The organism is Streptomyces sp. NPDC042638, from assembly GCF_040647235.1.
Lineage (GTDB): Bacteria > Actinomycetota > Actinomycetes > Streptomycetales > Streptomycetaceae > Streptomyces > Streptomyces rameus.
The window spans coordinates 19327-43865 of the sequence record NZ_JBEZBT010000041.1; the positions used below are offsets into that span (position 1 = coordinate 19327).

General features: G+C 74.3%; 22 protein-coding genes and 1 riboswitch. Of the genes, 12 read left to right on the forward strand and 10 right to left on the reverse strand.

Annotated features, from left to right (window positions below):
* Positions 1-165: 165 nt before the first annotated feature.
* The 6 genes from AB0B40_RS27385 to AB0B40_RS27410 all read right to left on the reverse strand — a co-directional run bounded on the left by AB0B40_RS27385 (position 166) and on the right by AB0B40_RS27410 (position 5777).
* Complete coding sequence (locus AB0B40_RS27385; protein WP_345054108.1) at positions 166-852, reverse strand: GntR family transcriptional regulator; 687 nt, start codon at positions 850-852, stop codon at positions 166-168.
* A 55-nt stretch (positions 853-907) separates the two neighbouring features.
* On the reverse strand, positions 908-1909 hold the full coding sequence (locus AB0B40_RS27390) for a proline racemase family protein (protein WP_362266080.1): 1002 nt from the start codon (positions 1907-1909) through the stop codon (positions 908-910).
* 12 nt (positions 1910-1921) lie between these two features.
* Positions 1922-2818, reverse strand: coding sequence for a dihydrodipicolinate synthase family protein (locus AB0B40_RS27395; RefSeq protein WP_345054002.1), 897 nt, complete (start codon positions 2816-2818; stop codon positions 1922-1924).
* Between the two features lie 88 nt (positions 2819-2906).
* A complete protein-coding gene (locus AB0B40_RS27400; RefSeq protein WP_362266082.1) occupies positions 2907-4325 on the reverse strand; it encodes an NAD(P)/FAD-dependent oxidoreductase in 1419 nt (472 codons plus the stop codon).
* A complete protein-coding gene (locus AB0B40_RS27405) occupies positions 4318-4620 on the reverse strand; it encodes a (2Fe-2S)-binding protein (protein ID WP_362266083.1) in 303 nt (100 codons plus the stop codon). Before AB0B40_RS27405 ends, AB0B40_RS27400 begins: the two co-directional genes overlap by 8 nt.
* Positions 4617-5777, reverse strand: coding sequence for an FAD-binding oxidoreductase (locus tag AB0B40_RS27410; protein ID WP_362266085.1), 1161 nt, complete (start codon positions 5775-5777; stop codon positions 4617-4619). Before AB0B40_RS27410 ends, AB0B40_RS27405 begins: the two co-directional genes overlap by 4 nt.
* Positions 5778-5961: 184 nt before the next feature.
* On the opposite strand from AB0B40_RS27410, the gene AB0B40_RS27415 reads away from it, so the two are divergent.
* The 8 genes from AB0B40_RS27415 to AB0B40_RS27450 all read left to right on the forward strand — a co-directional run bounded on the left by AB0B40_RS27415 (position 5962) and on the right by AB0B40_RS27450 (position 12753).
* Positions 5962-6084: a putative leader peptide gene (locus tag AB0B40_RS27415; protein ID WP_362266087.1), complete on the forward strand. Its 123-nt coding sequence runs from the start codon at positions 5962-5964 to the stop codon at positions 6082-6084.
* A gap of 83 nt (positions 6085-6167) precedes the next feature.
* Positions 6168-7055, forward strand: coding sequence for a glutathione S-transferase C-terminal domain-containing protein (locus tag AB0B40_RS27420; protein ID WP_362266088.1), 888 nt, complete (start codon positions 6168-6170; stop codon positions 7053-7055).
* Positions 7056-7133: 78 nt separating this feature from the next.
* Positions 7134-7244, forward strand: a riboswitch (SAM riboswitch).
* 32 nt (positions 7245-7276) lie between these two features.
* Positions 7277-7426, forward strand: coding sequence for a hypothetical protein (locus tag AB0B40_RS27425; RefSeq protein ID WP_345053988.1), 150 nt, complete (start codon positions 7277-7279; stop codon positions 7424-7426).
* A gap of 169 nt (positions 7427-7595) precedes the next feature.
* On the forward strand, positions 7596-8579 hold the full coding sequence (locus AB0B40_RS27430; protein WP_345053986.1) for an amino acid ABC transporter permease: 984 nt from the start codon (positions 7596-7598) through the stop codon (positions 8577-8579).
* A gap of 113 nt (positions 8580-8692) precedes the next feature.
* Entirely contained in the window at positions 8693-9712 is a 1020-nt protein-coding gene (locus tag AB0B40_RS27435; RefSeq protein WP_362266091.1) for an ABC transporter substrate-binding protein, read from the forward strand.
* A 158-nt stretch (positions 9713-9870) separates the two neighbouring features.
* On the forward strand, positions 9871-9984 hold the full coding sequence (locus AB0B40_RS27440) for a putative leader peptide (protein WP_362266131.1): 114 nt from the start codon (positions 9871-9873) through the stop codon (positions 9982-9984).
* 164 nt (positions 9985-10148) lie between these two features.
* Positions 10149-11351, forward strand: coding sequence for an LLM class flavin-dependent oxidoreductase (locus AB0B40_RS27445; protein ID WP_362266092.1), 1203 nt, complete (start codon positions 10149-10151; stop codon positions 11349-11351).
* 25 nt (positions 11352-11376) lie between these two features.
* Positions 11377-12753 carry an NtaA/DmoA family FMN-dependent monooxygenase gene (locus AB0B40_RS27450; protein ID WP_362266094.1) on the forward strand — a complete coding sequence of 459 codons (1377 nt, stop codon included), beginning with the start codon at positions 11377-11379 and terminating at the stop codon, positions 12751-12753.
* Positions 12754-12874: 121 nt separating this feature from the next.
* Here the strand turns inward: AB0B40_RS27450 and AB0B40_RS27455 are convergent, their stop codons facing one another.
* Entirely contained in the window at positions 12875-13960 is a 1086-nt protein-coding gene (locus AB0B40_RS27455) for a M12 family metallopeptidase (RefSeq protein WP_362266095.1), read from the reverse strand.
* 77 nt (positions 13961-14037) lie between these two features.
* Between AB0B40_RS27455 and AB0B40_RS27460 the strand changes: the two genes are divergently transcribed.
* On the forward strand, positions 14038-15807 hold the full coding sequence (locus AB0B40_RS27460) for a LuxR C-terminal-related transcriptional regulator (protein ID WP_362266096.1): 1770 nt from the start codon (positions 14038-14040) through the stop codon (positions 15805-15807).
* A gap of 101 nt (positions 15808-15908) precedes the next feature.
* Here the strand turns inward: AB0B40_RS27460 and AB0B40_RS27465 are convergent, their stop codons facing one another.
* On the reverse strand, positions 15909-18521 hold the full coding sequence (locus AB0B40_RS27465; protein WP_362266098.1) for a CHAT domain-containing tetratricopeptide repeat protein: 2613 nt from the start codon (positions 18519-18521) through the stop codon (positions 15909-15911).
* Positions 18522-18596: 75 nt separating this feature from the next.
* Here AB0B40_RS27465 and AB0B40_RS27470 point away from each other — a divergent pair, with 75 nt between their 5' ends.
* The 3 genes from AB0B40_RS27470 to AB0B40_RS27480 are packed head-to-tail and all read left to right on the forward strand — an operon-like array spanning position 18597 to position 21132.
* A complete protein-coding gene (locus AB0B40_RS27470; protein WP_345053967.1) occupies positions 18597-20021 on the forward strand; it encodes a S8/S53 family peptidase in 1425 nt (474 codons plus the stop codon).
* Complete coding sequence (locus AB0B40_RS27475; protein ID WP_345053964.1) at positions 20018-20656, forward strand: sigma-70 family RNA polymerase sigma factor; 639 nt, start codon at positions 20018-20020, stop codon at positions 20654-20656. Before AB0B40_RS27470 ends, AB0B40_RS27475 begins: the two co-directional genes overlap by 4 nt.
* An 11-nt stretch (positions 20657-20667) precedes the next feature.
* On the forward strand, positions 20668-21132 hold the full coding sequence (locus AB0B40_RS27480; protein WP_362266133.1) for a hypothetical protein: 465 nt from the start codon (positions 20668-20670) through the stop codon (positions 21130-21132).
* 186 nt (positions 21133-21318) lie between these two features.
* Here AB0B40_RS27480 and AB0B40_RS27485 read toward each other — a convergent pair whose 3' ends face one another.
* Both AB0B40_RS27485 and AB0B40_RS27490 read right to left on the reverse strand, forming a co-directional pair.
* The gene (locus AB0B40_RS27485) at positions 21319-22110 is read right to left on the reverse strand and encodes an N-formylglutamate amidohydrolase (protein ID WP_362266099.1); all 792 of its coding nucleotides are present in this window, start codon (positions 22108-22110) and stop codon (positions 21319-21321) included.
* A gap of 194 nt (positions 22111-22304) precedes the next feature.
* Positions 22305-24524: an NADP-dependent isocitrate dehydrogenase gene (locus AB0B40_RS27490; RefSeq protein WP_362266100.1), complete on the reverse strand. Its 2220-nt coding sequence runs from the start codon at positions 24522-24524 to the stop codon at positions 22305-22307.
* Between the last annotated feature and the right edge of the window lie 15 nt (positions 24525-24539).

Consider the following 24539-nt stretch of genomic DNA (forward strand, 5'->3'; position numbering starts at 1 on the left):
GATCGCCGGGACGGACCCCATGGTCGGCTATGCGTCGATCTGACGCAAAATCGCCGCTCGATATGTGGCGGGGGCCGCTTGATCACGCGAAAAAGCGTCGCGGCACGGCCCCCGCACCGTGAGATGTCCGGTGCCCTCCACGGGGGTGCGCCGGGCCGGGCGTGGTCAGTCCGCCGCCGCCCACAGGCTGCGTACATGCCCCAGGTGCCGGGTCATGATCTCGCGCACGGCGGTCTCGTCGCGCCCCAGCAGGGCGTCCAGCAGTTCCAGGTGCTCCTCGGCGGAGGCGAGCAGCCGGCCCGCCTCCACCAGCGCGGTCAGACCGTACAGACGGGAGCGTTTACGCAGGTCGGCGACGACCTCCACCAGGTGGGCGTTGCCCGCCAGGGCGAGCAGGCCCAGGTGGAAGCGGGTGTCGGCCTCGACGTAGCCGATCAGGTCGCCCGCCACCGCGGCGGTGACGATCTCCCGGGCCGCCGGGCGCAGCGCCTCCAGCGAGACGCGGTCGGCCGTGCGGGCCAGGGCCGCCACGGTGGGGATCTCGATGAGCGACCGGATGTGCGTGTACTCGTCCAGCTGCCGGTCGGAGACGGCGGTGACCCGGAAGCCCTTGTTGGGCACGGTGTCGACCAGTCCCTCCTTGGCCAGGTCGAGCATCGCCTCGCGCACCGGCGTGGCCGAGACGCCGAAGCGGGTGGCCAGCGAGGGCGCCGAGTACACCTCGCCGGGCCGCAGCTCGCCCGCGATCAGCGCGGCGCGCAGGGCATCCGCCACCCGCTCGCGGTAGCTGCTCCGCCGGCCGCCGAGCCGGGGGAGCGCGGGCATCTCCGCTCCCGGCGCGTCCTGTGCCATGTCACGCTTCACCCGCTGAGTGTAGAGGACGCCCGGGAGGACGCCCGGCGGATGTCTAGAGGACGAAGCCCTCCGGGAACGGATCGTCCGGGTCCAGCAGGTACTGCGCGGTGCCCGTGATCCACGCGCGCCCGGTGAAGCTGGGCAGTACGGCCGGCACCCCGGCGACCTCGGTCGTCCCCAGCAGCCGCCCGGTGAAGTGGGTACCGATGAAGGACTCGTTCACGAAGTCGGTGTGCAACGGCAGTTCACCGCGCGCGTGCAGCTGCGCCATGCGCGCGCTCGTCCCGGTGCCGCACGGGGAGCGGTCGAACCAGCCCGGGTGGATGGCCATCGCGTGGCGGGAGTGCCGGGCCGTCGCGCCGGGGGCGTAGAGGTGGACGTGGTGGCAGCCGCGGATCGACGGGTCCTCCGGATGCACCGGCTCGTCCCGCTCGTTGACCGCGCGCATCAGCGCCAGCCCCGCCGCCAGGATGTCGTCCTTGCGGGCGCGGTCGAAGGGCAGCCCGAAGGCGTCGAGCGGGAGGATCGCGTAGAAGTTGCCGCCGTAGGCGAGGTCGTAGGTGACCGAGCGGCCGTCGGGCAGGGTGATCCGCCGGTCCAGTGCGGCGGCGAACGACGGGACGTTGCGCAGGGTGACGTTCCGGGCCGCGCCGTTCTCCACGGCCACCTCGGCGACCACCGGCCCCGCCGGGGTGTCGAGCCGGATGGTGGTCACCGGCTCCACGACCTCCACCATGCCGGTCTCGACCAGCACGGTGGCCACCCCGATCGTGCCGTGTCCGCACATCGGCAGATAGCCGGAGACCTCGATGTAGACGACGCCCCAGTCACAGTCGGGCCGGACCGGCGGCTGCAGGACGGCGCCGCTCATCGCCGAGTGACCGCGCGGCTCGTTCATCAGCAGCCGCTTGATGTGGTCGAGGTGGTCCCGGAAGTACAGCCGCCGTTCGTTCATCGTCGCGCCGGGGAGGGTGCCGATCCCGCCGGTGATCACCCGGGTCGGCATGCCCTCGGTGTGCGAGTCGACGGCGTGCAGAACGAGCTTGCTGCGCATGGTCCGGCTCCCTTACCCGAGGCCCGCGGCGACGGCCTTCTCGGTGGCCGCGCGGACCGCGGCCTCCTGCTGGGGCGGCAACGGTACGCGGGGCGGCCGCACCGGGCCGCCGTACCGCCCGACGACGTCCATGGAGAGCTTGATCGCCTGGACGAACTCCGTCCGCGAGTCCCAGCGCAGCAGCGGGTGCAGCTGCCGGTACAGGGGGAGCGCGGTGCCGAGGTCACCGGCCGTCGCGGCGCGGTACAGCTCCGCCGAGGCGCGCGGCAGCGCGTTGGGGTAACCGGCCACCCAGCCCACGGCGCCGGCCACCGCCAGCTCCAGCAGTACGTCGTCGGCGCCGGCCAGCAGGTCCAGCTCCGGCGCGAGTTCGCGGATCCGGTAGGCGCGGCGGACGTCACCGGAGAACTCCTTGACGGCGTGCACGAGCCCCTCGCCGTGCAGCCGGGCGAGGAGTTCGGGTACCAGGTCCACCTTGGTGTCGACGGGGTTGTTGTACGCCACCACCGGCAGGGCCGCCTTCGCGACCTCGGCGTAGTGGGCGAGGACGGACCGCTCGTCGGCGCGGTAGGCGTTGGGCGGCAGCAGCATCACCGCCGCGCAGCCCGCCTCGCCCGCCTGCTCGGCCCAGCGGCGGGCCTCGGCGGAGCCGTACGCCGCGACACCCGGCATCACCCGCCGGCCGCCGACCGCGGCCACGGCCGTCTCCACCACCCGGGCACGTTCCCCGGGGGTGAGTGCCTGGTACTCGCCGAGCGAGCCGTTCGGTACGACGCCGTCGCAGCCGTTCGCGACGAGCCAGGCGCAGTGCTCGGCGTAGCGGTCGTGGTCGACCGAGAGGTCGTCACGGAGCGGGAGGGCGGTGGCGACGAGGAGGCCCCGCCAGGGACGGTTCTCGGCGTGCGTCATGAGTGATCTCTCTCCCGTAGGGTGTGACATGGCACTGACGGTGTCTGATGGTGCTGACGGTGTCGGGGTGGAGCTGGTCGGGCCGCGGTCAGTCCGCGTCCGGCGGACCGGCTTCCGTGTCCGGCAGGCCCGCCAGGACTCCCAGCGGCACCGGTCGGGCGAACGGCCTCCGGCCGGCGGTGAGCGGGCAGCCGGCCAGACCCGCCACCGCGGGCGCGCACATCCGGCCCTGGCACCAGCCCATCCCGGCCCGGGACAGCAGTTTCACGGTGCGCAGGTCCCCGGCGCCGAGCGGGTCCACGGCGCGGCGCACCTCACCCGCGGTGACCTCCTCGCAGCGGCACACCACGGTGTCGTCGGGGAGCCGGCCCGCCCAGCCCGCCGGTGGCTCGAACGCCGCGTCGAGGGCCGTGGCGAACTCCCGCAGCCGGCGCCTGGCCCGGGCGGCGGCGGCCCAGCGGCGCGGGTCGGGGGCGCTGCCGTGCAGCCGGGCCGCGGCCGAGCATCCGGCGATGTGGCCCTCGGCGAGGGCGAGTTCCGCGCCGCCGACCCCGGTGGCCTCCCCGGCGGCCCAGACGCCGGGGACGTCGGTGCGCTGCTCGTCGTCGACCCGTACGGCGGTGCCGGACAGGGTGCAGCCGAGGGACTCGGCGAGATCGGTGTGCGGCAGCATGCCGTGGCCCACGGCGAGGGTGTCGCAGCGGATCCGGCGGGCGCTGCCCGGCCTGAGGTGTCCTTCCCGGCCCAGTGCGGCCACCGTGACCGCCTCCAGCCGGTCGGTACCGTGCGCCGCCACGACGGTGTGCCCGGGCAGAGTGCGTACGCCGTGTCGCAGCAGCCGGGCCGCGTACCCGGCGCCCTCGGCGAGTTTGCCCGGCTGGGCCGCCAGGGCGGGCGCCCGGCGCAGCAGCGCGGCGGGGCCGGCGGACTCGACCAGTGCGGCGACCCGGGCACCGGCCGTGACGAGTCCGGTGGCCACCGGCAGCAGCAGCGGCCCGCTCCCGGCGACCACGGCCGTCCGTCCGGGCAGGACCAGGCCGCCCTTGAGCATGGCCTGCGCGCCGCCCGCCGTGACGACCCCGGGCAGGGTCCAGCCGGGGAAGGGCAGCACCCGTTCGTACCCGCCGGTGGCGAGCAGTACGGCGTCGGCGCGGACGGTGACGCCCTCCTCCTGCGCGGGTCCGCGCAGGGCGTGCACACCGAACGTCCCGGAGACCGGATCCGCTGCCACGCACCACACATGATGGTCGGTCAGATGGGTGAGGCGGCCGGTCGCGAGGTGCCGGCCGAGGCCGGCCCGCAGTCGTTCCCAGGTCCGCCACTGGTGGTGCAGCGCCTGGGGCCGCGCCGCGCCGAGTGCGGCGGCGGGCTGCCGGTAGAACTGGCCGCCCGCCTGTTCGGCGGCGTCGACGAGGGTGACCCGGACGCCCCGCGCGGCTGCCGCCAGGGCCGCGGCGAGGCCCGCCGGCCCCGCGCCGACGACCGCGAGCCGTGGTCCCTCAGCCATCGTCCCGCCCCGTCCCCTCCTGCGTGCGGATCACATCGCCCGGGCGCACCGGCACCAGGCAAGCCCGTTGGTTCGGGATGCCGTTGACCGTCACCAGGCAGTCGAAGCACACCCCGATCCCGCAGAACACCCCGCGCGGCCGGCCGGCGCCGCGCGTGCTGCGCCAGGCCGTCACCCCCGCGGCCCACAGCGCCGCCGCCACGCTCTGGCCCGGCAGTGCCGTGAGGGGCCGGCCGTCGAAGGTGACGGTGCGGGCCGCGCCCGGGCGGGCCCGGGTCAACTCCAGCGGGTTCATCGGACGTCGCCTCCATCGGTGTCGAACCGCTCCGGCCGGAACGGTGCGGGGTCCAGCTCCGGCGTCTTCCCGGTGAGCGCCTGCGCGAGCAACTGCCCGGTGCCGGTGGCGAGTCCGATGCCCGCCCCCTCGTGCCCGCAGGCGTGGAACAGGCCCGGTGCGCGCGGGTCGGGGCCGATCGCCGGCAGGTGGTCGGGCAGATACGGCCGGAACCCCGCGTACGTGCGCAGCGCGCGGACCCGCTCCAGGAACGGGAACAGGCCGATCGCCCCGGCGGCGAGGGCGCGTACGGCGGGCAGCGAGAGCGAGCGGTCGAACCCCACCCGTTCCCGGGTGGCGCCGATCAGCACCGGTCCCGCGGCCGTGCCCTCCACGACCGGCGAGGTGCGCAGGGCGGCCGAGTCGCTGGCGACGTCGGCCACGTAGTCAGCGGCGTACACCTTGTGCCGGACCATCCGGGGCAGCGGCTCGGTGACCAGCACGAAACCGCGCCGGGGGAGTACCGGCAACCGGACACCGGCGAGCGCCGCGAGGTCGCCGCCCCAGGTGCCGGCCGCGTTCACCACCGCCGGTGCGTGGATGTCGCCCCGGTCGGTGCGTACGCCGTACACCGTGCCGCCCGCCGCGCGCAGGACGCCGGTCACGGTGTGACCCACGTGCATCCGGGCCCCGGAGGCTCGGAGCAGCCGGGCGGCGGCGAGCGCGGGCATGACCTGGGCGTCCTGCGGATAGTGCACTCCGCCCGCCATGGCCGGCGCCAGGTGCGGTTCCAGCTCCGGCAGCCGGTCCGCTCCGACCGGTACGGCCGTGACGCCGGCGCCGCGCTGGCCCGCGGCGAAGTCCCGCAGCGCGGTCAGGGCGGCGGGTGCCGAGGCGACCACGAGGCCGCCCTTGGGCTCGTACTCGATCGCGGTGCCCAGCTCGTCGGCCAGCGCGGCCCACAACCGGGCCGACAGCAGCGCGAGGTCCAGCTCCGGGCCCGGTCCCTTGTCGGAGACGAGCAGGTTGCCTTCGCCCGCCCCCGTGGTGCCACCGGCCACCGGACCCCGGTCCACCACCCTCACGTCGAGGCCGGTCCGGGCGGCGTACAGCGCACAGGCCGCCCCCACCATCCCGGCTCCGACGACCACGACATCGCAGGTCAGTCGCTTCGCCACGGCAGTACTATGTCACATGCTTCTCTCCCTGAGGAGTCCTCCGGCTCCGGGAGGCCCGCCGCGGGCCCACTCCCCGCCGCTCCCGCCGTCCGCCCGGAGTCCCAGGCGTGGACGCCCCCTTGACGTCCCGCGGAGCCGGATCGACACTCCAGGGAGGGGAATCCTAGTGAACGGGTAGGGAATGATGACGCGCCTCGCAACGGGCACCGGCCTGACGTGCCGGACGCCGTTGTGCGCGCCCCTGCTCACCTCCCGACGCCACATCGACCTGCAGCGCGTCTGCAGCGCGATCAGCCGCCACCGCTGAACCGGGCCCTTCGCGCCCCACCGCCGCCCGTCCGCGACCGCGCCGGTCCGCCCGTCCGCACGCCCACACCCTGGGGGAGACGCATGTCCATCGCTCCGCTCGCCGCCGTCCCGTCCGCCCACCGCCCCGCCGCGGTCTTCCGAGGCCGTATCGGCCGGGACGCGCGCAGCGGCCACTACGCCGTGCCGCACCGCTACCGGCTCCATCTGTCGACCGCGTGCCCCGACGGACTGCGCCTCGCCGTCGGCCACAGCCTGCTCGGCCTGGACGGCGACTGTCCGGTCACCCTCCTGCCCGCCGTACCGGACTGTCCCGGCGGCGGCCACGCGGCGCTGCGCCCGCTGTACGAGGCGAGCGCCCACCACTACACCGGTCCGGCGCTCGCCCCGGTCCTCAGCGACGACTGGTCCGGACGCATCGTCAGCACCCACGCCCCCGAGATCCTGCGCGACCTGGACCTGCTCCGGCACGACGGCGACGCCCGCCTGTACCCCTCCGGCCTCCGGTCCGTGATCGAGGCGGTCGAGCGGATGTGCGCCCAGGGCATCGGGGAGGCCGCCCAGCGGGCCGGCCGGGCCGGTGCCGGTGCGGACGAGCGGGCCGCCGCGCTCGATGCGCTGCTGGACACGCTGGGCCGGCTGGAGCGGCGGCTGAGCGGGGAGGAGTACCTGGCCGACGACCGGCTCACCGCCGCCGACATCGAGCTGTGGGTGTCCCTGGTGCAGCTCGACACCGTCCACCGCTGCCATCTCGACGCCGCCGCCGTCCACCGCATCGCCGGCCACCGCGCGTTGTGGTCCTACGCCGGCCGGCTGGCCGCGCACCCCGCCTTCGGCCGCCACCTCGACCTCGACGGCATCGCCCGCCGCCACCACGGCCGGTGCCAGGGCCTGGAGGCCGCCGGAGCCGCGGTCCAGATCCTGGACTGGGCGGTCCACGCCGAGCGTGCCACGGACGTTTTCCGCAGGTGAGGGCGGGCCGCCGAGGTCCGCTGGGTGGACAGCCGTTGACATTCGAACGGTCAACTGCCTTACTTACGCCTCAAGAACGGTCATGAGCGTCAGCGTCAAGCCCTGGCTCGCTGACCGGCAACCCTCGCATCGCGGTGGGGTGCCCCAGGTGACGACCGGACCGGACGACGATCTCGGTAAGCGCGAGGCCCCCGGGGGCCGCAACAGTGACAGGTGACGCCATGGACGCAGCTCCCAGGACGGCCGTGAGCCGCCCGCAGGGCCGCGTACCGTCGTACGCCGGTCTGCTCGTCGCCGACCGTGCCGTCGATCTGCTCCGCGTGAACAGCGCACTGTGTACCGTGCCGGGCTCTGCCCGCCGCCAGGGCTGACCTCTCCGTACAGTCCCGCGTTCCCGCCGCGCACCCTCCGATCGGTGTGCCGTTGTCCGCCCCGCCCCGGTTCCGGGCCGGTCCGTGCGCCGCCTCGTGCCCCAGCGCCGTCCCGGCCCACGTCCGCTCGCCCGCGGCACCGGGGTGTCCGACTCCGCCGGAGCCCCTCATGAGTGAACCCGCAGGCGCCGCCGTCTCCCTCGCCGAGGCACCCCCGCCCCCCGACACCACGTCAGAAGTACCGCTGCCACCGCGCGTCCAGCCGGTGCGCAGACCCGGCCGGTGGATCGTCACCACCGTCGTCCTCGTGCTCGTCGCACAGGTCCTGCACGGACTGGTCACCAACCCCTTCTACCAGTGGGGCCGCTTCACCTACTGGTTCCTGCGCCCGGCCGTCCTCGACGGCCTCCTCGTCACCCTCGAAGTCACCGCGCTCAGCGCCCTGCTGGGGCTCGCCGGCGGGGTCCTGCTGGCACTCGGCCGGCTTTCCGGAAGCCCGGTGCTGCGCGCGGTCAGCTGGACCTACACCTGGCTGTTCCGCTCCGTCCCGCTGATCGTCGTACTGATCTTCCTGTACAACTTCAGCGCCCTGTACCGGACGCTGAGTCTCGGCGTGCCGTTCGGTCCCGCCTTCGTCACCTTCGACGAGTCGAGGCTGGCCACCGACATGACGATCGCCGTCGTCGGCCTCAGCCTCAACGAGGCGGCGTACGCGGCCGAGGTGGTCCGCGGCGGCATCCTCTCCGTGGACCAGGGGCAGCACGAGGCGGCCGCCGCGCTCGGGCTGCCCCGGGGCCGCCAGTTCCGCAGGATCGTCTTCCCACAGGCCCTCAGGTCCATCACGCCGAACTACGTCAACCAGCTGATCGGCCTGGTCAAGAGCACGTCCCTGGTGTTCTACGTGTCCCTGCTCGACCTGTTCGGGACGGTGCAGTCGATGGGCAACACCTACCCCGGTGACATCGTGCCGCTGCTGATGGTCGCCACCGTCTGGTACCTGGTCCTGACCAGCGCCGTGTCCGTCGTCCAGTTCTACGTCGAGCGGTACTACGCCCGCGGCGCCACCCGCACCCTGCCGCCGACCCCGCTGCAGAAGGCCCGGACCGGGCTGGCCGGACTGCGGAACCGGCTGCGCGGGGAGGCCGCCGTATGACCACGGGCCGGCACCGGTGCCCGGCCCCGGCGAAGTGACCCGACCGCCCCTTTCGTTGCCCCGCCCGCAGTGAAACTCCCCGCAGTGAAACTCCCCGAACGACAAGGAAAGCCATGCCCAGCCAGTTCTCCCGGCGCAGCCTGATCCGCGGCCTCACCGCGGCGACCGTGACCCTCTCCCTGGCCGGCGGGCTCGCCGCCTGCGGAGGCGACAGCGACGCCGCCACCACCACCGGTCCGGCCGGCACGGTGACCGTGGGACGCCAGTCCAACGGAGCCGCGCAGGAGACCGAGCTGAAGGTCTCCGAAGTGAAGTCCATCAGCGCCGAGCTGCCCGCCTCCGTCCGCAGGAGCGGCAAGCTCGTCATCGGCGTAGGTGCCCTGCCCTCGGGATCCGCGCCGCTCAACTTCGTGGGCGGCGACCAGCGGACCCTCACCGGCTCCGAACCCGACCTCGGCCGCCTGGTGGCCGCGGTCCTCGGCCTCGAACCCGAGATCCGGAACTCCACCTGGGAGAACCTCTTCGTCGGCATCGACAGCGGCAAGGTCGACGTCGCCTTCTCCAACGTCACCGACACCGAGGAACGCAAGAAGAAGTACGAGTTCGCCTCCTACCGCAAGGACAACCTGGCCTTCGAGGTGCTGAAGAAGAGCACCTGGAACTTCGACGGCGACTACGAGAACCTCGCCGGCAGAACGGTCGCCGTGGGCTCCGGGACCAACCAGGAGAAGATCCTGCTGGAGTGGAAGGCCAAACTGGCCAAGGAGGGCAAGCAGCTCACCGTCAAGTACTTCCCGGACCAGAACGCCGCCAACCTGGCGCTGAGCAGCGGCAGGATCGACGCCTTCTTCGGCCCCAACCCCGGGGTCGCCTACCGTGCCCGGCAGACCGCGAGCACACCCCACCCCACCCGCAGCGCGGGCAGTTTCTCCGGCGCCGGCGCGACGCTCCAGGGCCTGATCGCCGCCACCGCCAAGAAGGACAGCGGGCTCGCCAAGCCGCTCGCCGACGCCATCAACCACCTGATCCGGCACGGGCAGTACGCCAAGTGGCTCGCCGCCTACAACCTCTCCGACGAGGCCGTGCCGACGTCCCAGGTCAACCCGCCCGGGCTGCCACTGGACAATGCCTGACCGTCCCCGCCGAAGACGGGCGGACCCCGTGCCGTGGAACCCCGCGGCCGGGAACAAACGGCACCGGCCCGGCGTTGAACGCCACGACGAGATCCGCGACGGCGGGCGCCCGCCCGGCCCGCCGCGCCCGACGGAGGGAGGTGACGGCCGTGACCCCAGTGCTCCCGCGGGCATGCCCGGCGCGCCTGCCGCACCCGTACCGCTCCGTCCGGCTGCACTCCCGGCCGCACATAGACCTCCAGCGCGTGTCCGCCGCGCTCTGTCGCCGCTGACCTCGCCGCCCGGACTCCGCCGGCCCGGGCCACCTCCCGCCGTGCTCGCCCCTGACCGGCGCCGCCCGCCCCGGCGGCCGACCGCTCCCGCGAGCCGGTGTTCCCCGTCCTCCTCGTGCGGACACCCTCGTCCTCCTCGTACGGACACCAAGGAAGGCACCGACGTGTCACCGACCCCCTCCGCCCACCTGCACCTCGCCGTCGCCCTGGACGGCACCGGCTGGCACCCCGCGTCCTGGCGCGAACCGGCCGCCCGGCCCCGGGACCTGCTCACCGCCGGCTACTGGGCCGACCTGATCACGGAGGCCGAACGCGGCCTGCTCGACTTCGTCACCCTCGAGGACGGCCTCGGCCCGCAGTCCTCCCGGCCACTGGCGCCCGACGAGCGCACCGACCAGGTCCGCGGCCGGCTCGACGCCGTCCTCATCGCCTCCCGCGTCGCCCCGCTCACCCGGCACATAGGCCTGGTCCCGACCGTGGTGACCACCCACACCGAGCCGTTCCACATCTCCAAGGCGATCGCCACCCTCGACTACGTCAGCACCGGACGCGCGGGCGTACGCGTCCAGGTCACCGCCCGCGCCGACGAGGCCGCGCACTTCGGCCGCCGGGTCATCCCCCCGATCGACTCCTTCGACGGCCCCGGCGCGCAGGAACTGCTCACCGAGCTGTTCGACGAGGCCGCCGACCACGTGGAAGTCGTACGCCGGCTCTGGGACAGCTGGGAGGACGACGCCGAGATCCGGGACGCGGCGACCGGCCGCTTCATCGACCGGCACAAGCTGCACTACATCGACTTCGAGGGCCGCTTCTTCAGCGTCAAGGGCCCCTCCATCACCCCCCGGCCGCCGCAGGGCCAGCCCCTGGTCACCGCCCTCGCCCACCGGACCGTCCCGTACCGGCTCGTGGCCCGCCAGGCCGACGTCGGCTATGTCACCCCGCACGACGCGGCCGAGGCCCGCGCGATCGTCACCGAGATCCGCGCCGAGCAGGAGGCGGCGGGCCGCGCCCACGAGAGCCTGCACGTCTTCGGCGACCTCGTCGTCCTCCTCGACGACAGCCGCACCGCGGCGCAGGGCCGCCGCGACCGGCTCGACACGCTCGCCGGCGAGCCGTACACCAGTGACGCCCCGATCTTCGCCGGGACGGCCGCCCAACTCGCCGACCTGCTGGAGGAGCTGGCGTCCGGCGGGCTGACCGGCTTCCGGCTGCGGCCCGCGGTCGCCGGCCACGACCTGCCCCGGATCACCCGGGACCTGGTGCCCGAGCTGCGGCGCCGCCGCCGCTTCCGGGACGCCTACGAGTCCGGCACCCTGCGCGGTCTCCTCGGCCTGCCCCGCCCCGCCAACCGCTACGCAGCAGCCTGACAGCCGGAGAGGACGACCGCACGCCATGAGCAAGCCGTCGAAGCAGATCCACCTGGCCGCCCACTTCCCCGGCGTCAACAACACCACCGTGTGGAGTGACCCGGCCGCCGGCAGCCACATCGAGTTCAGTTCCTTCGTGCACTTCGCGCGGACCGCCGAACGCGCCAAGTTCGACTTCCTGTTCCTCGCCGAGGGGCTCCGGCTGCGCGAACAGGGCGGCACGGTCTACGACCTGGACGTGGTCGGGCGCCCCGACACCTTCACCGTGCTGTCCGCACTGGCCGCCGTCACCGACCGGCTGGGCCTGACCGGAACCATCAACTCCACGTTCAACGAGCCCTACGAGGTGGCCCGGCAGTTCGCCAGCCTCGACCATCTCTCCGGCGGCCGGTCCGCGTGGAACGTCGTCACCTCCTGGGACGCCTTCACCGGCGAGAACTTCCGCCGCGGCGGCTTCCTGCCGCAGGACGAGCGCTACTCCCGCGCCAGGGAGTTCCTCGCCACCGCGCACGAACTGTTCGACTCCTGGCACGGCGACGAGATCCTCGCCGACCAGGCCACCGGCACCTTCCTGCGGGACGCCAGGGCCGGCGCCTTCACCCACCGGGGACAGCACTTCGACATCCACGGCCGGTTCAACGTCCCGCGCTCCCCGCAGGGCCGCCCCGTCATCTTCCAGGCGGGCGACTCCGACGAGGGCCGCGAGTTCGCCGCCGCCGACGCCGACGCCATCTTCAGCCGGTACTCCACCCTGAAGGAGGGCCAGGCCTTCTACACGGACGTCAAGTCCCGCCTCGCCAAGTACGGCCGCCGCCAGGACCAGCTGCTCATCCTGCCCGCCGCGACCTTCGTCCTCGGCGACACCGACGAGGAGGCCGCCGAACTCGCCCACGAGGTCCGCCGCCTGCAGGTCAGCGGCGCCACCGCCATCAAGCACCTGGAATTCGTGTGGAACCGGGACCTGTCCGCGTACGACCCGGACGGCCCGCTGCCCGACGTCGACCCGTTGGTCGGCGAGGACCACATATCCCGGGGCCGCGCCCAGGTGCGGATGTACCGCGACCCGCTCGCCATCGCCCGTGAGTGGCGCCAGCTCGCCGAGGCCAACAAGTGGTCCATCCGCGACCTGGTCATCAACACCGGCAACCGGCAGTCCTTCATCGGCTCCCCGGCCACCGTCGCGCGGGCCGTCAACGACTTCGTGCAGGCCGACGCCGCCGACGGCTTCATCCTCGTCCCGCACATCACCCCCGGCGGGCTCGACCCGTTCGCCGACAAGGTGGTCCCCCTGCTCCAGGAACAGGGCGTCTTCCGCACCGACTACGAGGGCACGACCCTGCGCGACCACCTGGGCCTCGCCCACCCCGACGCCGGCTCCCCCGCCGAGCGGGCCGCGTCCTGAGGTCTCGCCCCCGCCCGGCCGCCGAGGCACCGGTGCGGGCGCGGGCGTCACCTCCCCCGTGGGTGACGCCCGCGCCCCTTCCCCCGGTGCCGGACTGTGGCTCCCCGCCGTCCGTGTGCCGTCACCAGCACATGACCGCCGTCTCTCCCGAACCCCACGTGGAGTACAGGCGGACCCGGACGACATAACGCCGGCCCCTGACGAGCCGGACCCGCACGGCGGCGTTGTCCGGCGTGCCGCCGTCGTCGTGTCCCGCGAGGAAGCGCGGCTCCCCGTCGCGCTCCTCGAAGACCACCAGCACCGTGTCCGCGTCGCCGAAGGTGCCCACGGTGTACTCGCGGGTCTCCGGCGGCTCGACGGCGAAGTCCGCCTGCTCGCCCGCCCCCAGCACGAGCGGCACGGACCGGAACGGCAGCAGCCCGGCCGGCCCGGCCGCGGCCGTGGGCGGATACCGGCGGAGCACGAACTCCTTGTCCGCCGGGGACGGGGTGCCGGGCGGGCGCAGTCCCCCGCGGTACTGCTCCGGCTCCAGCACCAGCCCCGGCCCGAACGGCAGCGTCATCACCGACTGCGGATCCCACAGCGGTCCGCCCGCCTGGCCGGCGTCCAGCCGGCGCAGCACGTTCGTGAACGTCGTCTCCCGGTCCCAGAAGTTCGGCGGGTCCGCCAGCTCGGCGTACACGGCCTCGTCGTCCCAGAGCAGCCCGGCGAACGGGCTCTGGTGCTCGTGCACCATGCCGAGCGCGTGCCCGATCTGGTGCAGGACCGCCCCGTGCTCCCCGGGCGCGGTCACGTCCCACCCGAGGTTCATGGTGCGCTCGCCCCGGCCGGCCGACAACGCGTCCCGGCCGATCGCCGACCAGGACCCGGCACCCGCCTGGAACCCGATCCGCAGCTCCGCCTCATGGCGGTCGCCGACCTCGGCGAAGGTGACGCCGATGCCCAGCTCCTGCCACTCCGCGAAGCATCCGCGGACCACCTGCCGCTGCTCCTCGCCCCCTGCCCACGGCACCCGGCGCAGTTCCCCCGTCCCCGGGACCGGGATGACCGACGCGTCGGAGCGGGCGTCCAGGAAGCAGTAGTGCAGCACCGTGCCGTTGACCCACGTCCGCCGACCGGCGAGCAGCGCGCCCAGCCTCTCGGCGGTCAGCCCCGGCCCGAAGGAGGGGGCCGGCTGCCGCGGAAGCGAGCAGAGACGTCGGGTCATGCGCCCAGGGTGCCCGCCCGCCGTACCCGGACGCCTGAGTCGGCGGCTACTCAAGTCACCCTGTATCAGAACTGAGTATGCGCGCTCTGAACGACGTGAGGAATGACGAACAGCACGCGAAGACCCTGCAACCGACCGGGCCGTCCTGGCCGTCCCGGCCGTCCTGGCCGTTCACCGGCCGGGCGACGGAACTGGAGCTGGTGCGCGACGCGTCGGCGGCGGGCCGGCCCGGCATCGTGGTGACCGGACCGGCGGGCCACGGCAAGACCCGGCTGATCACGGAGGCGCTCCGGGGCACGGACCACGCCCGGGTGACCGGTACGCCCGAGGCCCGGCACCTGCCCCTCGCGGCGTTCGCGCACCTGCTCCCCGACACGGTCCCGCTGCCCCGCGCGGTCCGGATACTGTCCGGCGTACGGACTCTCGTCGTGGACGACGCCCAGCTGCTGGACGAGACCTCCGCCGCCCTGGTGCACCAGCTGGCCGTGCAGGGGCGCACCCGTACGATCGTGGCCGCGGCGGACGGCGTACCCGCGCCCGCCGCGGTGTCCCGGCTGTGGACCGGGGAACTGCTGCCCCGGCTGGCCCTGGACCCGCTGTCGCGCGAGGACACCGCCCAGCTGCTCGCCGGCGCCGGCCTGGAACCGCTCACCGTGCGCCGGCTGCACCGGGTGTGCCAGGGCGATCTGCGGCTGCTGCGCGACCTGGTGGCCGCACTCGCCGGGGCCGGCCGGCTGGCGCCCGTCCCCGGCACCGGCGAACGGGCCTGGCGGGGCCCGCTGCCGCTGACCCCGGCCGTCCGGGAACGGCTCGCCCCCGCCCTGGAGCGGTCCGGCCCCGGCGAGCGGGACACCCTCGAACGCCTCGCCTTCGCCGAGCCCCTGCCGGTGCCGCTGGAGGAGCTGCCACCGCACGTCCTCGAAGACTTGGAGGCGGACGGGCTGATCCACGTCGACGACCAGGGCGGCGTCACCCTCGCCCACCCCCTGTACGGCGCCGCGCTGCGCGCCGCCACCGGCCGGCTGCGTGCCCGCCGGGCGGCCCGGGTCGCCGACGCGCACCATGCCGCGCTCGCCGCCGAACAGCGCACCCTGGTACGGCGGATGGAGCGGCTGGACGTGCGGCCGGTGCCGACGCCGGTGGGGGAGTGGCGGGTGGCGGAGGGCATCCCGCTGCCGCCCGGATACGCCGAGGTCCGTGCCCGGTTCGCGCGCCTGCGGGGCGAGCTGCGGGAGGCGGCGGCCTGGGCCCGGGAGGGGCTGCGGGAGACTCCGTCGGACACCGGATGCCGGGCCGAACTCCGCTTGTCACAGGGCAGGTTGGACGATCACACCGATCCGGACGACGTCCATGCGGTCTACGCGGCCGTACGCCTCGGCGCACCGGAACGGGCGGTGGGGCGGTTGCCGGCGGGCAGCGTGCTGGCCCGGCACGCGGACGCGCTGGCCCGCGGTGACGGCGCCGCGCTGGACGGGGCCGCGGAAGCGCTGGCCGAGCGGGGGTTCCTGCTGTACGCGGCGGAGGCGCGTGCACAGGCCGTGCGGGCGCATCGTGATCCACGGGCCGCGCGGCGTTCCCGTACCCGGGCGCTGGCGCTCGCCCGGCGGTGCGCGGGCGCGCGGACGCCGGCCCTGGCCGGCCTCGTCCTCGGTGACCTGACCGCCCGGCAACAGCAGATCGTCACTCTTGCGGCCGCCGGGCTGAGCAACCGGGAGATCGCCGAGAGGCTGACACTGTCGGTACGGACGGTGGGCAACCACCTGTACAGCGCGTACACACGGCTCGGCACGGGCGACCGCGCGGCGCTGCCGACGCTGGTGAACGCACCGGAGGGGGTAACGGTGTAGGGGCGGGGCGGGGGTGCGGTCGCCCCACGTCCGCCGCGCGGGGGCCGTGGCCCGGCGCAGCCCCGGTGCCCGGTTCGGCCGGCGCCGGCCGCCGTACACCCTCACGCCGCTCCGAACGCCGCGAACGCCCAGCCCGTCGCCTGGTGGACGGTGTCGCCGGGCAGAGAAGCGCGGGCGTCGCGGAGGGCCTCGGCCAGCGAGAGGCCCGCGCCGAGGCCCTTGTGCAGGGCCAGCATCAGCGGCACCACGGCCGCGTCGTTCACCGGTGCGCTGCTGGCCACCACCCCGGCCGTGCCCAGCGGCAGCAACGCCGTGACCAGGCCCAGGAGTTCGTCGGCACCGACCGAGGCGAGCCGGGCGGTGTCACAGCTGGACAGGATGATCCGGTACGGGCTGCGGGCCAGCCGCTCGAAGTCGTGCACGATCAGCGGTCCGTCGGCCATCCGGAGGGCGGAGAACAGGGGGCTGTCCGCACGGAACGTACCGTGCGCCGCGAGGTGCGCGAGGCCCGCGCCGTCGAGTTCCGCCAGCACCCGCGGCACCTGGGCGTCGTCGCCCTCCAGGACCGTCGCCGTGCCGTACCGGTCGGCCAGCTCGGGCACCTCCGCGCCCCCGGACGCGAGGCCGGGGCCGCGCACCAGCACCGGCCGGCCGTCCGGCGGCGGCGCCGTCTCCCGGGCGCGCAGCCAACTGCCCGCCGACGGCGACACACTGAGCACCCGCTCCCGCAGCGCGGGCAGCAACGCCCACGGCACCCGGTGCAGCGCCCCCGGCGGCACGATCACCACCGGGCCCGTGCCGAGCCGCGACGCCGCCCCGGCCAGCAGCAGCTCCTGCAACCGCCGGCCGGCCGCCTCCACCACCGGCAGCCGTGCCTCCGCCCCCGGATGCGCGAGCCGTCGCAGCCCGGCCTGCACATGCTCCGCCTCCGCCACGGCCTCCGCCAGACAACCCCCGGCGAACCGCCGTACCCTGCCCTGCCCGCACAGCAGGACGTGCACCCGGCCGTCCACCACGGCCAGTTCGACCAGGCGCACGTCACCGAGCCGGTCCAGCAGCCGGCCCACGTCGAAGCGGTCCCCGGCATCCGCGGCGGCACCGCCCATGTGCCGGGTGCGGGAGCGGATCTCCCGTTCCAGACGCCGCTGTTCGCGCTCCAGCGCCGGCACCGGGCGGCCGTCCATCCGGGCGGCCTCCGCCCGGGCCGCGATCTCCCGGTAGGCGGTCAGCCCGCTCAGCAGCGCCGGATCGTCGGGCGGCCGGGTCGGCGGCGCGGACAGCACGGTCGCCCGCCAGCGCTCGCTCCACACCAGCAGCCGCCGCGGGCTGCCCTCGGCGAGACTCACCTCCTGGGCCAGCGCCGCAAGTTCGGCGCCCTGCGTACTCGTGTGGGCGCGCAGCTCCGGGGCGCCCAGCGTCATCCGGTGGTCGTCCAGCACGTCCAGGCCGCGCCGGCACGCCTCCAGCACCCCCCGCCGCGAACCGGCCGCCCGCGCCCGCAGTGCCTGCGCGGCCCAGCCGGTCACCCGGGCCGGCGCGGGCCCGCCGTGCCGGCTGCGGGCGGCCACCGCCAAGTGCCGTTCCGCGTCCGCCGTCCAGCCCAGCGCCAGCGCGATCCGCCCGGCGAGCAGCGACGCCTCCGGCGCGGCGGGCGAGCCGAGGGCGGCCAGCCGCTCGGCGACCGCCGCCGCGTCCGCGACCATCCGCCCCGAACGGCGCCCGGCCGCCGTCCGCGCCTCGATGAGCACCAGCCGGGCGTGCGTCTCCCACCACGTCCGGCGCTGCGCCGCGAACAGCCGTACGGCGACGGCGGCGCGGGCTGTCGCGGTGTGCGCGTCCCCCGCCGCGCGGGCGGCCCACGAGGCGGCGAGCAGCAGTTCGGCCTTGCGGGTGGACTGCCCGCCGATCCGGTCCAGCAGCGCGATCGCCGCGTCCGCCTCGGCCAGCGCCTCGGGGGCGAGCCCCGCCGCCATGAGGACCTCGCAGCGCCGGATCGACAGGTTGTAGGTGGGGGTGTCCAGCTTGGCGTAGCGCTCCTCGGCCTCGTCCAGCAGCCGTAGCGCCGCGGGGATGTCCCCGGACCGGAACGCGGCCAGGCCCCGGCTCTCCACCGCGTCCGCCTTGTCGTGCTCCTGCCCGGTGGTGTCCCACAGCCGTTCCGCTGCCGTGAAGTCGGCGACCGCCCGGTCCACCGCGCCGAGCGCCAGGTGCACGGTGGCCCGCAGGGTCAGCGCCCGGGCGGTCCAGATGTCGTCGGCGACCTGCCGCAGTACCGGCAGCGCCCGCCGTACGTCCTCCAGCGCCTCCCGGTGACGCCCCAGCACCCACCACACATAGGCCCGCCGGTACAGCACCCGGGCCCGGGTGTGCCCGCTGCCCCGGGCGACCCCCCGCTCGAAGGAGGCGAGCCCCTGCCGTGTGCGCCCCGCGTGCACCAGTGCGACCCCCAGCGTCGCGAGCACATCGGCCTCCCGGTCGGCCGACTCGGCGTGCGCGGCCAGGTCCCGGGCCCGTCGCAGATGCCTGAGTGCGATGCGCAGATCGCCGAAGTCCCGCTGCCAGATACCCAGTACCTGGTGGGCGACGCTGCCGTGCAGTGGGGGCGGACCGGTACGCAGGACGTGTTCCGCGCGTGCCCGGGCCTCGCCCGGATCGGCGAACACCATGGGCAGCAATTCGAGAACCGGCTCGCTTCCCGCTGTCACGTCTCGCATGGTAGTGGCCTGCTGTATCAGACGGCGGCCTGGTGGCTCTCACTGTGGCACACCGTCTCGAGGGGGAGGACATCCATGGCACCACGGCGATTCCATGAGCAGTTCCGCCACATCCAGCGCTCCCTGCCGGACGTCCCGTTGACCATGGGACCGGACGACACCGCGGGTCTCCTCTACGAGAAGGGTGTCGTCCTCGTCCGGGACGGCGAGGAGGCCCGGTTCGTCGAGGACGCCGTACGCGCCCACTTCACCGCGACCGCGGGCCTCGTCCCCGACCATGTGCGCCGCGTGGGCCCCCGGGCCGGCCGCACCGGGGTGACCCGGATCCGGGTCGGGGACCCGGCGGAGGGCGAGGACACGGTGCCGCACGCCCTGCGCGCCGTACGGGAGGCCGAGGGCCGCCGGGGACGCAGGCTGGTGGGGCGCAACCACGTGGTGCACATCGCGGTCAACGCCTGCCCCGGCGACGAGCCGGTGCCCGCCCCGCGCACCGGTCCGGTCAACCCGGCAGCCGCCGAAGAGAGTTACGACCCCGCCACCGCGGTCGGCGTCCTCGTGGTCGACACCGGCCTGATGCACGACCACCGCTCCTACCCGCTGCTCGCCCACACCCGGGGCGACGCCCAGCTGGCCGAGACCGACGGCGACGGCGTGCTCCGCCAGTACGTCGGCCACGGCACGTTCATCGCCGCGCTCCTCGCGGCCGTCGCGCCCAACACCGACATCACCGTCCGGGGCACCCTCAACGACGCCGGTGCCGTCCTGGAGTCCGAGTTCGGCGCCCTGCTCTTCGAGGCGGTCGACCGGGACGGCTGGCCGGACATCATCAGCCTCTCGGCGGGCACCCCGAGCGCGGACACCGACGGCCTGATCGGCCTGGACGCGTTCATGAGCGAACTGCGCGGCCGGCGCACCCTGCTGGTGGCCGCCGCCGGCAACAACGGCAGCGACACCCCGTTCTGGCCCGCCGCCTACGCCGGACTGCCCGGGTTCGGCGACAGTGTGCTGTCGGTCGGTGCCCTCCGCGCGGACGGCGAGGGCGCGGCCTGCTTCACCAACCACGGCCCCTGGGTGCGCGCCCACGCCCCCGGTGAGCGCCTCACCAGCGCCCTCACCGGTTTCACCGCGCCGGTGCCGTACGTCTACCAGCATTCCACCTACGACACCTGCCGGTTCGGCGCCGACTACGCCTGCACCTGCCAGTACCCGCGCCACACCGGTGTGCTGAGCGAGGGCCACGAGAGCACCGGCGCCAAGCCGGACCAGGTGATGTTCGACGGCCTCGCGCAGTGGAGCGGCACATCCTTCGCCGCTCCGGTGGCCGCGGCGCTCGTCGCCGCCCGGATGACGGCGTACCGGGAGCGCGACCCGCGCGCGGCCGGCGCCGCGCTGCTGGCGGCCACCCCGGACCGGACCGAGGTGCGCGGGGCGCGCGTCCCGGTGCTCCGCCCGCCCACCTGGCTCCCCGCCCCGGCCGTGGCCACGGCTCTGCCCGTATGAGCGCCGGGACCCTGCGCTGCACGGCGTACGATGACGAGCCGTACACAAGGGGTGGAGCCGTGGACCGAACAGAGGTCGGCGCTTTGGTCCGGTCCGCCGTCGACGGGGACGCCGCGGCCTGGAAGGCGCTGGTGGAAGGGATGAGTCCCCTGGTGTGGTCGGTGGTGCGCGCGCACCGGCTCTCGGACGCCGACGGGCACGAGGTCTTCCAGACGGTGTGGTTCCGCTTCGCCCAGTACCTGAGCCGGATACGGGAGCCCGACAAGGCCGGTGCCTGGCTGGCGAGTACGGCCCGTCACGAGTGTCTGAAGGTGCTCAAGGGCCTGGCGCGGCTGACCCTGACCGACGATCCGCGGGTACTGGACCGGGCCAGTGAGGACCGGACGCCGGAGGAGTCGCTGATCGAAGCGGAGGAGGCGGCGTGCCGGGCCGACCGGATCCGCCGGCTGTGGCAGGAGCTGGACGGACTGGGCGAGCGCTGCCGGCAGTTGCTGCGTGTGCTGATGGCCTCGCCGCCGCCCAGCTACGGGGAGATCTCGGCCGCGCTCGGCATCGCGGTCGGCAGCATCGGGCCGCTCCGCCAGCGCTGTCTGCGCCGGCTGCGGGCCCGGATGGACGCTCGGGGTGTGATGTGAACGGCGACGAGATGCCCGGGGAAGGGCACCCGGACGAGGGCCGGGCGGCGGACGCGCTGCTGGAGGAGGAGCTGCGCCAGGTCGCCGCAGTCCTGGACCCGGTCCCGGCCGAACTGGTGCAGGCGGCCCTGGAGGCCTTCGCGTTGCACGACCTGGACGCCCGGCTCGCCGAGCTGACCTTCGACTCCCTCGTGGACGCGCTGCCGGTCCGAGGGGTCGTGGACGCGCCGCGCATGCTGACGTTCAGCGCGGGCGAGGTGACCGTGGACGTGGAGGTCACCGGGGACGGTCTGATCGGTCAGGTGCTGCCACCGCAGCCGGCCCGGATCGAGGTGCTCGGCGCTCCGGGCGCCGCCCGCCCGGTCGCGGCCGACACCCTCGGCCGGTTCACCAGCGACACCCCACCGGCCGGCCCGTTCGCCCTCCGGCTGCGGACCGGCGCGGAGGTCATCGTCACCGAGTGGCTGCGGGCCTGAGCCCGCGGGTGGAGCGGGGCGGCGGATGCCTGATGCGGTGGCCGCAGGCTTGAACCCGCGGGGGCGACGGCGCCGGCGGCTGCCGGAGGCCGGGGGTGGCCGGGGTGCGCCGCCGCGGTGAGCGGGCCGGGGTCGACGTGTTCGGCGCCGGCATGGGCGGCGCGGCCGGGGTGCCGGGGGCGTCGGCTACACGGCGTCGACCAGTGTCGCCAGTGCCGTGGCCAGCCGCTCCAGTCCCGTTCCGGCGGGGCCGCCCGGCTCGGTCATGTAGGTGTCCCGCCGGATCTCCACCATCAGGGCGCCGACCCGGGCGTCCGTGCCGTAGAACTCCAGCGGTACGTACGTTCCGGCGAACGGGCTGTCCAGCCCCGTCTCCCCGCAGCGGGCGAAGGCCTTGCGCGCGGCCTCGGTCAGCTCGTCCGGCGTGTGGAAGGCGTCCGTGCCCAGGCACACCGGCGGGCGCGGCCCGCTCCCGTGCAGCTCGTAGGGGAGCGGCTCGGACGGATAGGAGTGCACGTCGATGACGACGGCGCGCCCGGTCGCCGCCAGCCGTCCGGCCACCGCCTCCCTCATCGCCTCGGCGTAGGGCCGGTAGTAGCGGGCGAGCAGCGGCTCCGGGTCGGTGCCGGCGGGCCGCAGCTCACCCCGGTGCGTGGTGCGCGTGTAGACGGCGCCCATGCCGACGGCCGTCATCTCCTCCCGCTCGTCCGGGAACCGCTCCGGGTCCACGACCAGCCGCGACAACCGGTTCACGAACCGCCAGGGCGTGATGCCGGCCAGCTCGGCGGCCCGTGCGGCGATCTCGGCGGTGTGCGCGTCCGTGATGTGGTCCAGCTCCCGCTCCAGCGCGCTGTCGTCCAGCACGATGCCGTCGCGTACGCGCCCGGGTATCGCGCGGGCCGAGTGCGGCACGTGCAGCAGCACGGGCGACCCGGCGTCGCCGGGCAGGAGTTCGAAGGAGGGGACGGGCTCGGTCACGGGCTGCTCCAGGGCTGTCGTCGGTGGCGTCCTGCACGGTCAAGGTGTCACACGGCACTGACAACGGGCTCACCCGGCCGGGCGGTTGCCGTACGGGCGGCCCGGGACGGGAGACGGGAAGGTGCCCGGGAAACGACTCGCCCCGGCCGGGCGGTGCCGGCCGGGGCGAGTTCGGTGGCCTGTGGCCGTGAGCGTCAGCTCAGGGAGGCCAGCGCCTCGTTCCAGGTGGCCGACGGGCGCATGACCGCGTCCGCCTTGGCCTTGTCGACCTGGTAGTAGCCGCCGATGTCGGCCGGCTTGCCCTGGACGGCGATCAGCTCGTCCACGACCTTCTGCTCGTTCGCGGCGAGCGTCTCGGCGAGCGGCGCGAACGCCTTCGCGAGGTCGGCGTCGTCGGTCTGCCCGGCCAGCTCCTGCGCCCAGTACAGGGACAGGTAGAAGTGGCTGCCGCGGTTGTCGATGCCGCCGACGCGACGCGTGGGGGACTTGTCCTCGTTGAGGAAGGTCGCCGTGGCACGGTCCAGGGTGTCGGCGAGGACCTTGGCGCGGGTGTTGCCGGTGACCGTCGCGTACTGCTCGAAGGACGGCACGAGCGCGAAGAACTCACCGAGCGAGTCCCAGCGCAGGTAGTCCTCCTTGACCAGCTGCTGCACGTGCTTGGGCGCGGAGCCGCCGGCGCCCGTCTCGAACAGGCCGCCGCCCGCCATCAGCGGGACCACCGACAGCATCTTGGCGCTGGTGCCCAGCTCCAGGATCGGGAACAGGTCGGTGAGGTAGTCACGCAGCACGTTGCCGGTCACCGAGATGGTGTTCTCGCCGCGGCGGATGCGCTCCACCGACAGCTTGGTGGCCTCGACCGGGGAGAGGATCCTGATGTCCAGGCCCTCGGTGTCGTGCTCCCGCAGGTACTGCTCGACCTTGGCGATCAGCTGGGCGTCGTGGGCCCGCCCCTCGTCCAGCCAGAAGACGGCCGGGTCGCCGGTGGCGCGGGCGCGGGTGACGGCCAGCTTGACCCAGTCGCGGATCGGGGCGTCCTTGGTCTGGCAGGCGCGGAAGATGTCGCCCGCGGACACGGCCTGCTCGATCACGGCGTTGCCGGACGCGTCGACCAGGCGGACCGTGCCGGTGGCCGGGATCTCGAAGGTCTTGTCGTGGGAGCCGTACTCCTCGGCCTTCTGCGCCATCAGGCCGACGTTCGGGACCGAGCCCATGGTGGACGGGTCGAAGGCGCCGTTGGCCCGGCAGTCCTCGATGACGGCCTGGTAGACACCGGCGTAGGAGGAGTCGGGGATGACGGCGAGGGTGTCGTGCTCCTGGCCGTCCGGGCCCCACATGTGGCCGGAGGTGCGGATCATCGCCGGCATGGAGGCGTCGATGATGACGTCCGACGGCACGTGCAGGTTGGTGATGCCCTTGTCGGAGTCGACCATGGCGAGGGCCGGGCCCTCGGCGATCTCGGCCTCGAAGGAGGCCTTGATCTCGGCGCCCTCGGGCAGGTTCTCCAGGCCCTTGAGGATGCCGCCGAGGCCGTCGTTCGGGGTCAGGCCGGCCGAGGCGAAGGTCTCGGCGTACTTCGCGAACGTCTTCGGGAAGAAGGCGCGCACCACGTGACCGAAGATGATCGGGTCGGAGACCTTCATCATCGTGGCCTTCAGGTGCACGGAGAACAGGACGCCCTCCTCCTTGGCCCGGGCGATCTGCGCGGTCAGGAACTCGCGCAGGGCGGCGGTGCGCAGCACGGAGGCGTCGACGACCTCGCCGGCCAGGACCGGTACGGACTCGCGCAGCACGGTGGTGGAGCCGTCGTCACCGACCAGCTCGATGCGCAGCATGCCGTCCTCGGCGATGGTCACGGACTTCTCGGTGGAGCGGAAGTCGTTCTCGCCCATGGTCGACACGCCGGTCTTGGACTCGGAGGTCCAGGCGCCCATGCGGTGCGGGTGGGCCTTGGCGTAGTTCTTCACCGAGGCCGGGGCACGGCGGTCGGAGTTGCCCTCGCGCAGCACCGGGTTGACGGCGGATCCCTTGACCTTGTCGTAGCGGGCGCGGATGTCGCGCTCCTCGTCGGTCTTCGGGTCGTCCGGGTAGTCCGGCAGCGCGTAGCCCTTGGCCTGCAGCTCGGCGACGGCCGCCTTGAGCTGCGGGATGGACGCCGAGATGTTCGGCAGCTTGATGATGTTGGCCGCCGGGGTCTTGGCCAGCTCGCCCAGCTCGGTCAGCGCGTCCGGGATGCGCTGGTCCTCGTTCAGGTACTCCGGGAAGACGGCGATGATGCGCCCGGCCAGTGAGATGTCACGCGTCTCCACGGGCACACCGGCCTGCGAGGCGTACGCCTGGATCACCGGCAGGAACGAATGCGTCGCCAGGGCCGGGGCCTCGTCTGTGTAGGTGTAGATGATGGTCGAGTCAGTCACCGGGTGCTCCGCTCC

Coding starts and splice junctions, on each gene's coding strand:
- AB0B40_RS27385 (WP_345054108.1), bottom strand. CDS start 852: ATGGCACAGGACGCGCCGGGAGCGGAGATGCCCGCGCTCCCCCGGCTC.
- AB0B40_RS27390 (WP_362266080.1), bottom strand. CDS start 1,909: ATGCGCAGCAAGCTCGTTCTGCACGCCGTCGACTCGCACACCGAGGGC.
- AB0B40_RS27395 (WP_345054002.1), bottom strand. CDS start 2,818: ATGACGCACGCCGAGAACCGTCCCTGGCGGGGCCTCCTCGTCGCCACC.
- AB0B40_RS27400 (WP_362266082.1), bottom strand. CDS start 4,325: ATGGCTGAGGGACCACGGCTCGCGGTCGTCGGCGCGGGGCCGGCGGGC.
- AB0B40_RS27405 (WP_362266083.1), bottom strand. CDS start 4,620: ATGAACCCGCTGGAGTTGACCCGGGCCCGCCCGGGCGCGGCCCGCACC.
- AB0B40_RS27415 (WP_362266087.1), top strand. CDS start 5,962: ATGACGCGCCTCGCAACGGGCACCGGCCTGACGTGCCGGACGCCGTTG.
- AB0B40_RS27420 (WP_362266088.1), top strand. CDS start 6,168: ATGTCCATCGCTCCGCTCGCCGCCGTCCCGTCCGCCCACCGCCCCGCC.
- AB0B40_RS27425 (WP_345053988.1), top strand. CDS start 7,277: ATGGACGCAGCTCCCAGGACGGCCGTGAGCCGCCCGCAGGGCCGCGTA.
- AB0B40_RS27430 (WP_345053986.1), top strand. CDS start 7,596: ATGAGTGAACCCGCAGGCGCCGCCGTCTCCCTCGCCGAGGCACCCCCG.
- AB0B40_RS27435 (WP_362266091.1), top strand. CDS start 8,693: ATGCCCAGCCAGTTCTCCCGGCGCAGCCTGATCCGCGGCCTCACCGCG.
- AB0B40_RS27450 (WP_362266094.1), top strand. CDS start 11,377: ATGAGCAAGCCGTCGAAGCAGATCCACCTGGCCGCCCACTTCCCCGGC.
- AB0B40_RS27455 (WP_362266095.1), bottom strand. CDS start 13,960: ATGACCCGACGTCTCTGCTCGCTTCCGCGGCAGCCGGCCCCCTCCTTC.
- AB0B40_RS27460 (WP_362266096.1), top strand. CDS start 14,038: ATGCGCGCTCTGAACGACGTGAGGAATGACGAACAGCACGCGAAGACC.
- AB0B40_RS27465 (WP_362266098.1), bottom strand. CDS start 18,521: ATGCGAGACGTGACAGCGGGAAGCGAGCCGGTTCTCGAATTGCTGCCC.
- AB0B40_RS27470 (WP_345053967.1), top strand. CDS start 18,597: ATGGCACCACGGCGATTCCATGAGCAGTTCCGCCACATCCAGCGCTCC.
- AB0B40_RS27475 (WP_345053964.1), top strand. CDS start 20,018: ATGAGCGCCGGGACCCTGCGCTGCACGGCGTACGATGACGAGCCGTAC.
- AB0B40_RS27480 (WP_362266133.1), top strand. CDS start 20,668: ATGCCCGGGGAAGGGCACCCGGACGAGGGCCGGGCGGCGGACGCGCTG.